The 8,770-nt window shown below is 71.3% G+C and carries 8 protein-coding genes, 1 tRNA gene and 1 other RNA gene; 6 read left to right on the plus strand and 4 right to left on the minus strand.

The genetic code is table 11. The annotated features are described in order from the left end of the window. The first annotated feature begins 32 nt into the window (after positions 1-32). From M3U25_RS18220 to M3U25_RS18235, 4 genes are read left to right on the plus strand one after another with little or no spacing between them, the layout of a single operon-like run. Positions 33-986: a MoxR family ATPase gene (locus tag M3U25_RS18220; protein ID WP_160946385.1), complete on the plus strand. Its 954-nt coding sequence runs from the start codon at positions 33-35 to the stop codon at positions 984-986. Between the two features lie 5 nt (positions 987-991). Then, complete coding sequence (locus M3U25_RS18225) at positions 992-1,948, plus strand: DUF58 domain-containing protein (RefSeq protein WP_355503225.1); 957 nt, start codon at positions 992-994, stop codon at positions 1,946-1,948. Then, entirely contained in the window at positions 1,941-3,890 is a 1,950-nt protein-coding gene (locus M3U25_RS18230; RefSeq protein ID WP_355503223.1) for a DUF3488 and transglutaminase-like domain-containing protein, read from the plus strand. The genes M3U25_RS18225 and M3U25_RS18230 overlap by 8 nt, the downstream gene beginning before the upstream one ends. After that, complete coding sequence (locus tag M3U25_RS18235) at positions 3,887-4,405, plus strand: Slp family lipoprotein (protein ID WP_017914772.1); 519 nt, start codon at positions 3,887-3,889, stop codon at positions 4,403-4,405. Before M3U25_RS18230 ends, M3U25_RS18235 begins: the two co-directional genes overlap by 4 nt. An 83-nt stretch (positions 4,406-4,488) precedes the next feature. On the opposite strand, the gene M3U25_RS18240 is transcribed toward M3U25_RS18235, so the two are convergent. The 4 genes from M3U25_RS18240 to dnaX all read right to left on the minus strand — a co-directional run bounded on the left by M3U25_RS18240 (position 4,489) and on the right by dnaX (position 7,958). Continuing rightward, positions 4,489-4,836 carry a histidine triad nucleotide-binding protein gene (locus M3U25_RS18240; RefSeq protein ID WP_010342491.1) on the minus strand — a complete coding sequence of 116 codons (348 nt, stop codon included), beginning with the start codon at positions 4,834-4,836 and terminating at the stop codon, positions 4,489-4,491. 74 nt (positions 4,837-4,910) lie between these two features. Then, positions 4,911-5,525 (minus strand): recombination mediator RecR, encoded by a 615-nt coding sequence (gene recR, locus M3U25_RS18245; protein ID WP_355503220.1) that lies wholly within the window; start codon positions 5,523-5,525, stop codon positions 4,911-4,913. A 252-nt stretch (positions 5,526-5,777) separates the two neighbouring features. Beyond that, positions 5,778-6,098, minus strand: a complete 321-nt coding sequence (locus tag M3U25_RS18250) for a YbaB/EbfC family nucleoid-associated protein (RefSeq protein ID WP_017909282.1) — start codon at positions 6,096-6,098, stop codon at positions 5,778-5,780. A gap of 6 nt (positions 6,099-6,104) precedes the next feature. Continuing rightward, entirely contained in the window at positions 6,105-7,958 is a 1,854-nt protein-coding gene (dnaX, locus tag M3U25_RS18255; RefSeq protein ID WP_355503872.1) for a DNA polymerase III subunit gamma/tau, read from the minus strand. A gap of 236 nt (positions 7,959-8,194) precedes the next feature. Between dnaX and M3U25_RS18260 the strand changes: the two genes are divergently transcribed. Beyond that, positions 8,195-8,287: transfer RNA gene (locus M3U25_RS18260), tRNA-Ser, on the plus strand. Positions 8,288-8,546: 259 nt separating this feature from the next. Then, positions 8,547-8,643: signal recognition particle sRNA small type (gene ffs, locus M3U25_RS18265), an RNA gene on the plus strand. Positions 8,644-8,770: the final 127 nt, after the last annotated feature.

Consider the following 8,770-nt stretch of genomic DNA (forward strand, 5'->3'; position numbering starts at 1 on the left):
CGTACACTCCCTGAAACCGTTGCGAGACTGCGATGCCTACTCCGCTCCGCTTGCCGGAAATGCTAACCGATACGTTGCGCGAGGCGCTCACGCGCGCCCAGCAGCAGGTCAACGCGCTGGTCCTGGGCAAGCCGCAACAGGTGCGCATGGCCTTTGTCGCCCTGCTGTCCGGCGGACATCTGCTGATCGAGGACCTGCCCGGCCTGGGCAAGACCACGCTGGCGCATGCGCTGGCGGCGAGCCTGGGACTGGGGTTCCAACGCGTGCAGTTCACCTCCGACCTGCTGCCGGCCGACGTGCTCGGCGTGTCGGTGTACGACGCGCAGTCGCGCCAGTTCCAGTTCCATCCGGGCCCGGTGTTCACCCACGTGCTGCTCGCCGACGAGATCAATCGCGCGCCGCCGCGCACGCAGAGCGCGCTGCTGGAAGCGATGGCCGAGCAGCAGGTCACCCTCGACGGCACCACCCATCCGCTGCCGTCGCCGTTCTTCGTCATCGCCACGCAGAACCCGGTGGACCTGTCGGGCACCTTCCCCCTGCCCGACTCGCAACTGGACCGCTTCCTGCTCCGCCTGGCGCTGGGCTATCCCAACGCCGAGGCCGAACGCGCGCTGCTCAGCGGCAGCGACCGCCGCGACCTGATCGCGCAGGCGCAGCCGCTGCTCGGCGAGGCCGACATGGCCACCCTGCGGCAGAGCGTGGAACAGATCCACGCCAGCGAGGCGCTGGTCGGTTACGTGCAGGCGCTGCTGGCGCGCAGCCGGCAGCATCCCGGCGTGCGCGTGGGGCTGTCGCCGCGCGCCGGCATCGCCCTGCTGCGCGCGGCCAAGGCGCATGCGCTGCTGCTCGGGCGCGGGCACGTGCTGCCCGACGACGTGCAGGCGCTGTTCGTGGCCGTGGCCGAACACCGCCTGGTGGCCGAGCAGGAATCGGCCTCCGGCCAGGCACTGGCCAAGGCGATCCTGCACAGCGTCGCGGTGGACTGACGCCGATGCCGGGCGGGCGGCGCGACTGGCGGCAGCGACTGGCGCAGTTGGCCTCGCCGCGCGCACCGGAAGCCCTGCCGGTGCATCTGGACCGGCGCCGCATCTACATCCTGCCGACGCCCTTCGGCGGCTTCCTGGCACTGCTGCTGGCGGCAATGCTGCTCGGCGCGCTGAACTACAACAACAACCCGGCGCTGCTGCTGGCGATGCTGCTCGGCGCGGCCGCGATGGCCAGCGCCATCGTCGCCCACCTGCAATTGTCCGGACTGCGGCTGGAGGCGCTGTCGGCCGAACCGGTCGCCGCCGGGCAACCGCTGCGCCTGCGGCTGGCGCTGGCCACCGCCGACGGCCGCCGCCGACGCGGCCTGCGCGTGCGCCACGGGGATGCGCACACCTACCTGGACCTGCACCGCGACGACCGCAACGAAGCCGACCTGGAAGTGCCCACCGAGCGCCGCGGCTGGCTCGACCTGCAGCGCGTGCAGGTCTCCACCACCCAGCCGCTGGGCCTGCTGCGCGCCTGGGCCTGGTTCTGGCCGGACACTGCGCTGCTGGTCTATCCGCAACCGGAAGCCGATGGCCCGCCGCTGCCGGCCGGCGCCGGCACCCCGACCCAGACTCGCCTGCACGCGCTCGGCGAGGAACTGCACCAGTTGCGTCCCTACCGCGCCGGCGATGCGCCACGGGCGATCGCCTGGAAGCACTCGGCACGCCGCGACACCCTGCTGGTGCGCGAGTACGAACGCCCGATCGGCGTGGACGTGGTGCTGGACTGGCGCACGCTGCCGGCCTTGCCGCACGAACGCCGCATCGCACGACTGGCGCGCTGGGTCGAGGAGGCCGAACGCGACGGTCGCCGCTACCGCCTGCTGCTGCCGGGGCAGCCGGCGCTGGGCCCGGGCCGCGGCCCGCAGCACCGGCACCTGTGCCTGCGCGCGCTGGCGCTGCTGCCGCATGGCTGAGCCGCGCTCGCCCGCGCTGCATGCCGCCAGCCGCGCCTGGGCGCTGGGCGCGGCGCTGCTGGCCTTGCTGCCGCTGCTGCTGCAGTTGCCCGCGACGCTGGCCTGGCTGATCGCGTTGTCGGCGCTGCTGATCGGCGCCAGTTCGGCGTGGCGGCCGATGCCGGCGCTGCTGCGCCTGGCCCTGGTCGCGCTGATGCTCGCGGCGCTGTACTGGCAGGTCGGCCTGCGCTTCGGCCGCGACACCGGCTGCGCGCTGCTGGCCGCGATGCTGGCGATCAAACCATCGGAACTGAAGAGCCTGCGCGATGCGCGCAGCCTGCTCGGCTTCGCCCTGTTCGCGCCGTTCGCCGCATTCCTGCTCGACCAGGGGCCGGTGACGATGGCGCTGGGGCTGGCGGCGGTGATCGCGGCGCTGCTGTGCATGCAGCGCCTGGCCGACCAGGAAGGCCACAGCACGCGCCGGCCGCTGCGCGGGCAACTGCGCGGCGTCGGCCGCCTGCTGGCGCTGGGCCTGCCGCTGGCGCTGGCCGCGTTCTGGCTGTTCCCGCGGCTGGGCTCGCCGCTGTGGGGTGTGCCGGAACGTGCCATGGGCCGTCCCGGCCTGTCGGACACGATGAGTCCGGGGCAATGGCTGGACCTGATGGCCGACGACACCCCGGCGCTGCGCGTGCAGTTCTTCGGCCCGGTGCCGGCCCCGGCGCAGCGCTACTGGCGGGGCCCGGTGCTGTGGGATTTCGACGGCCGCACCTGGCGTGCGCGCCGCGACAACGTCTTCGCGCCGGCACCCCCGATCCAACTCGCACCAGGCGGCTGGGACTACCAGCTCGAAGTGGAACCGACCGACCGCCGGCAACTGGTCGCGCTGGACCTGCCGCTGCAGGCGCCGGCCGGCACCCGGCTCAGCGCCGACGCGGTGCTGCAGACCGAGCGCCCGCTCAGCGCACTGACCCGCTGGCGGCTGCGCTCGGCGCCGCCGCAGCGGGTCGAGGCCGATCTGGACGCAGCGCAGCGCCAGCGCGCGCTGGCGCTGCCGCCCGGCTACAACCCGCGTACCCTGGCGCTGGCCCGGCAATGGCGGCAGCAGGCCGGCGCCGACGACGCGGCGATCGTCGCCCGCGCCCTGCAATGGATCCGCCGCGACTTCGCCTATACCCTGCAGACGCCGCTGCCCGGCCGCAACGGCGTGGACGAGTTCCTGTTCCAGCAGAAGGCCGGGTTCTGCGAACACTTCAGTTCGGCGTTCGTGGTGCTGATGCGTGGCGCCGGCATTCCCGCGCGGGTGGTCACCGGCTATGCCGGCGGCACCCGCAACCCGTTCGGCGGCTACTGGGTGGTGCGGCGCATGGACGCGCACGCCTGGGCCGAGGTGTGGCTGCCGCAACGCGGCTGGGTGCGGGTGGATCCGACCGCGGCGGTGGCGCCGGAACGCATCTACGACACCCTCGAGGACCGCCTCGGCAACGGCGCCGGCGCGCAGGGCGGCGACGCCGACTGGCGCTGGCGCGACCTCGCCGACTGGGCGCGGCGCGGCTGGAACGACCTGGTGCTGTCCTTCGACGCCAACCGCCAGCAGCGCCTGCTCAGCCAGTTCGGCATCGCCCGGCTGGATCCCGGCCAATTGGTGGCGCTGTTCGCCGGGTTCGCCGCGCTGCTGCTCGGCGCGATGGCGTGGTGGCTGGCCCGTGGCGAGCGCGAGCGCGATCCCTTGCTGCGTGCCTGGCGCGGCCTGGGCCGGCGCTACGCCAAGCGCGGCCAGGGCCGCGAACCGCACGAACCGGCGCTGGCATGGGCGGCGCGCGTGCAGCGGGAAACCGGCGATGCGAGCCTGATTCCGCTCAGCCGGCGTTTCGCCGATGCGCGCTACGCTGGCGCTGATTCGGACAGCGCTTCATTGTTGCGCGACCTGCGCAGGCACCGTCCGCCCACTGGAGCATCCCGATGAAGATTCGCCTGCTGTTCCCCGTGATCGCTGCGTTGGCGCTTGGCGCCTGCGCCACCGCCCCCAAGCCGCTGCAGGGCCAGTTCGCGCCCGTCAGCCCGCGCGACTCGGTCGCAGGCCAGCAGGCCGGCGCGCCGGTGCGCTGGGGCGGCAAGATCATCAAGACCACCCCCGGCCAGGGCCAGACCTGCTTCCAGATGCTGTCGCGTCCGCTCAATGCCAGCGGCCGCCCGGACAGCGATGCGGCCGATGCCAGCGATGGCCGCTTCATCGCCTGCCGCGCCGGCTTCTACGACCCGGCGGTGTTCGAACCCGGCCGCGAGGTGACCTTCATCGGCCACGTGTCCGGCTACGACAACACCCGCATCGGCGAGTACGACTACCGCCTGCCGAAGATGGACGCGGACGTGGTCTACCTGTGGCCGGTGGTGCGCCAGGTCGAAGTGGTACCCGCCTACCCGTACGGCCCCTGGGGCGGCCCGTGGGGTCCGTGGGGCCCGCGCTGGGGCTGGTGGTAAGCCCACCGCGTTCGCCGCAACGAAAAACGCCGCTGATCCAGCGGCGTTTTTTTATGCCTGCCGGTTGGCGCCGGCCACGCGACTCAGGGCGTGCCGAAGCGTCCCAGCGGCGCGCCGGCGAGCAGATGCAGGTGCAGATGGAACACCGTCTGCCCGGCGTGCTCGCGGCAGTTGATCACCACCCGGTAGCCGTCCTGGGCCAGGCCCTGCTCGCGCGCATAGCTGGCCGCGGCCAGCACCAGCCGGCCGACCAGGGTCGCCTGCTCCGGCGCCAGGTCGTCCAGGGTCGGAATCTCCACCTGCTTGGGAATGAAGAGCACATGCACCGGCGCCTGCGGCGCGATGTCCTTGAAGCCGAGCACGGCGTCGTCCTCGTAGACGATGCTGGCCGGAATTTCGCGACGGATGATCTTGCCGAAGATGGTGTCCATGGAGCGCGCCCGGAACGAAAGAAGGGGCCGCCGTTATAGCCCAATTCGGCCTCGCGCCGCAGCCGCGTGCGGCGTCACTCGCCGGCGCCGGCGCGCGGCACTTCGCTGCGGCTGCCGAAGGCATGCGACAGCGTGCCGCGATCCACGTACTCCAGTTCACCGCCCAGCGGCAGGCCCTGCGCCAGCCGGCTCGGCCGCACGCCGTGCTGGCGCGCCAGTTGCGCCAGGTAATGCGCGGTGGCCTCGCCTTCGACCGTGGAATTGGTGGCGATGATCAGCTCCGCCACCTCGCCCTGCGCGAGCCGCGCGCCGAGCCGGTCCAGGCCCAGTTCGCGCGGGCCGATGCCGTCCAGCGGCGACAGCCGGCCCTGCAGGATGAAGTACAGGCCGCGGTAACCGGTGGCGTGCTCGATCGCCAACCGGTCGGCCGGCGATTCCACCGCGCACAGCTGCTGGCGGTCGCGGGTGGGACTGGCGCAGATCGCGCAGATGTCGGTTTCGCTGAAATCGCGGCACTGCTCGCAATGGCCGATGCGCTCGATCGCCTCGTGCAACCGCTCGGCCAGCCGCTGCCCACCCTCGCGCTCGCGCTCGAGCACGTGGTAGGCCATGCGCTGCGCGGTCTTCTGGCCGACGCCAGGCAACACGCGGAACGCATCGATCAGTTGTTCGAGCAGCGGCGAGCTCATGTGGTTGGGGATTCGGGATTGGGGATAGAGGGATTCGGGATTGCAGCGGGCTATCCACCACCACAAGCCGTTATCAAGCGATCTTGTGGAACGCGGGACATTCCGTAGGAGCGGCTTCAGCCGCGACGGGCGTTAACAGTAAAGCCCGTCGCGGCTGAAGCCGCTCCTACGCAGGGAATTCACCGAGGCAGGAGAGGCAGCGCACTGGCGAAAACCGCGAATCCCCACTCCCGAATCCCGAATCCCGACCCTTCAGAACGGCAGCTTCATGCCCGGCGGGATCGGCATGCCGGCCGTGGCCGCACCCATGCGCGCCTTGGATTCGGCGTCGATCTTGTTGGAGGCGTCGTTGAAGGCAGCGGCGATCAGGTCCTCGGCCATTTCCTGGTCGGCCAGGATGCTCGGATCGATCCGCACCTTGCGGCACTCCTTGGCGCCGGTCAGGGTCACGTTGACCATGCCGCCGCCGGCGCTGCCGGTGACTTCCAGCTTGGCCAGTTCTTCCTGGGCGCGCTGCAGGTTTTCCTGCATCTTCTGCGCCTGTTGCATCAGTTGGGCGATATTGCCGCGCATCGTGGTTCACTCATCGTAGGGACGGATGGAATCGGGAACGACCCGCGCGCCTTGCTGCTGGATCAGCGCCTGCACCGCCGGGTCGTTCATGAACGCGGTCTCGGCCGCGTTCTGGCGCTCGCCGCGTTGCCGGTGCGAGCGCTCATGCAGGGTTTCGGCATCGACCGCGATGCCGCTTTCGATGACGATCTTCGGGCGCTGGCCCAGCGCATCGGCCAGGGCCGCGGCCAGTTCGCCGAGCGAGCGCTCGGACTGCAGGTATTCGAAGCCCGGCGACAGCGACAGCCGCAGCACGCCTTCGGCATGGCTGACGAAGGCGGCATTGGCGGCGAGCTGCCGCGACGGGCCGCTCAGCCCGCAATCGGCGACCAGTTCGAGCCAGTCCTCGGCGCTGTGCAGCGCGCGCGGCGTGTCGGACACGGCGGCATGGGTGCGCGGCGGCGGTGCCAGAGGCGGCACCATCGCCATCTCCGGTTCGGCGGCGGCGGCCGGGACCACCGCTGGCGCCGGCGTCGCGACGGGCGCGGGCGGCGCCGGGCGTGCTGCCGGCGGATCCCAGGGCGGATCCAGCGGGGCCGCTGTGACGGTGGGCGCAGCCGTCACAGGCGCAGCGGGAACCGGCGCCGGCGCGGCAACGGCAGGCGCCGCCGGGGCAGCGGCAGCCACCGCCGCCGGTGCCGCCGTCGCCGCAGCAGGCGCACTGGCCGCAGCGGCCGGCGCAGTGCCGTGTCCTTGCGCAGCCGCGCCGGTCGTGGTGCCGGCCGGCAGCGCCGCCGCCCCCATCGGGCGGAACGCCAGCATGCGCAACACCGCCATCTCGAACCCGGCGCGCGGACTCGGCGCCAGGTACAGGTCGCGACGCCCGTTCAGCGCCATCTGGTACCACAGCTGCACGATCTCCGGACGCAGGCGCTCGGCCAGCGGTGCCGGGTCCAGGCCATCCAGCGCCGGCGTGGCCGCGCCCGGCACCAGTTGCCGCACCTGGATGCGGTGCAAGGCCTCGGCCAGCGCCTCCAGCACCCCGCCCCAGTCGGGCGAGAACTCGGCCAGGCCGGCCACCACCTGCAGCAACCGCTGCCCGTCGGCATCGGCCAGCGCGTCGAGCATCGCCCCGACCTGGGTGCGGTCGACCGTGCCCAGCATCGCCCGCACCACCGCGTCGCGCAGCGCACCGCCGGCGTAGGCGATGGCCTGGTCGAGCAGCGACAGGCCGTCGCGCAGGCTGCCGTCGGCGGCCTTGGCCAGTTGCACGATCGCCGAGGCATCCACCTCGATCTGCTCGGCGGCCAGGATCTTGGTCATCTGCCCCTGGATCTGCTCCTCGTCCAGGCGCTTGAGGTTGAACTGCAGGCAGCGCGACAGCACCGTCACCGGCAGCTTCTGCGGGTCGGTGGTGGCGAGCAGGAACTTCACGTGCTCCGGCGGCTCTTCCAGCGTCTTCAGCAGCGCGTTGAACGCCGCCTTGGAGAGCATGTGCACTTCGTCGATCAGGTAGACCTTGAACTTCCCGCGCGAGGGCATGTACTGCGCGTTCTCGATCACCTCGCGCACGTCGTCCACGCCGGTGTTGGACGCGGCGTCGATCTCCAGCAGGTCGATGTAGCGCCCGGCATCGATGTCCAGGCAGGCCGCGCACTGACCGCACGGGTCGGCGCTGGTGCCCTGCTCGCAGTTGAGCGACTTGGCGAAGATGCGCGCGATGGTGGTCTTGCCGACACCGCGGGTACCGGTGAACAGGAACGCGTGGTGCACCCGGCCGCTGTCCAGCGCGTTGGTGAGCGCGCGGACCACATGCTCCTGCCCCACCAACTCGGCGAAACGCTTGGGGCGCCACTTGCGGGCGAGAACGAGATAGGACATCAGGCGACCGTCTTCATCTGAACCGCCATTGTGCCACGCCGGGCCACCGCGATCGTTCAGCCGCCGGGTCAGCCGGCGTCACGGCGCGCGCCGCCTCCGGCGGAAGGCTGCCTAGGACGATGAACAGGGCGAAGACGAGTGCAGTTCACGCAATGGCGGTGGTTCGCCTTGTGAACGGCGGCCATGACGGCTAGAATTCCCGCCCTTGCCCGGACCGCATGGCCCGCGCAAGACCCGGAGAGGTGTCCGAGTGGTTGAAGGAGCACGCCTGGAAAGTGTGTAAGCGTCTAAACCGCGCTTCGGGGGTTCGAATCCCCCTCTCTCCGCCAGATTGAAAGTGTTGAGATGGCCCAGTCGCGTGAGTTTCGCCGGCGCCTGGGAGGGGGTGAGAACCCCCGGGTTCGACAGGTGGCGTAGCCACCTGCACGGCGAAGCCGCCCGAAGGGCGAGGCATCGAAGATGCCGAGTGAATCCCCCTCTCTCCGCCAGATTCGAATTGCGCTTCCCTCGCAGAGTCGCTTCGCCGCTGGCGCAAGAACTCAAAGGGAAAGACCGCGCCACTGGCGCGGTTTCGTCTCTATGGTGGCCCCGTCGGCCCCTCGCGACGCTAGGTCGAAAACCCCGCCAGGGCCGGAAGGCAGCAACGGTATCGATCGACGCGGGCGCCGAGGTCAGCCGGCGGGGTTACCACCCTTCTACGACGACGAACGATCAGCCTAGATCGCGTGCAGCGGTTGCGCCTGCAGAAAGCAACAGCCATCCCGGCCTGTCATTCGTTCCGGCCGTGGCGACGGCACAGAGATCCTTGCGGC

This window comes from Xanthomonas sp. PPL134 (genome assembly GCF_040595915.1).
GTDB lineage: Bacteria > Pseudomonadota > Gammaproteobacteria > Xanthomonadales > Xanthomonadaceae > Xanthomonas_A > Xanthomonas_A indica.

Bases quoted from the DNA above. Each gene is read 5' to 3' on its own strand.
- M3U25_RS18225 (WP_355503225.1), top strand. From the start codon at position 992: ATGCCGGGCGGGCGGCGCGACTGGCGGCAGCGACTGGCGCAGTTGGCC.
- recR (WP_355503220.1), bottom strand. From the start codon at position 5,525: ATGAGCTCGCCGCTGCTCGAACAACTGATCGATGCGTTCCGCGTGTTG.
- M3U25_RS18220 (WP_160946385.1), top strand. From the start codon at position 33: ATGCCTACTCCGCTCCGCTTGCCGGAAATGCTAACCGATACGTTGCGC.
- dnaX (WP_355503872.1), bottom strand. From the start codon at position 7,958: ATGTCCTATCTCGTTCTCGCCCGCAAGTGGCGCCCCAAGCGTTTCGCC.
- M3U25_RS18240 (WP_010342491.1), bottom strand. From the start codon at position 4,836: ATGGACACCATCTTCGGCAAGATCATCCGTCGCGAAATTCCGGCCAGC.
- M3U25_RS18250 (WP_017909282.1), bottom strand. From the start codon at position 6,098: ATGCGCGGCAATATCGCCCAACTGATGCAACAGGCGCAGAAGATGCAG.
- M3U25_RS18235 (WP_017914772.1), top strand. From the start codon at position 3,887: ATGAAGATTCGCCTGCTGTTCCCCGTGATCGCTGCGTTGGCGCTTGGC.
- M3U25_RS18230 (WP_355503223.1), top strand. From the start codon at position 1,941: ATGGCTGAGCCGCGCTCGCCCGCGCTGCATGCCGCCAGCCGCGCCTGG.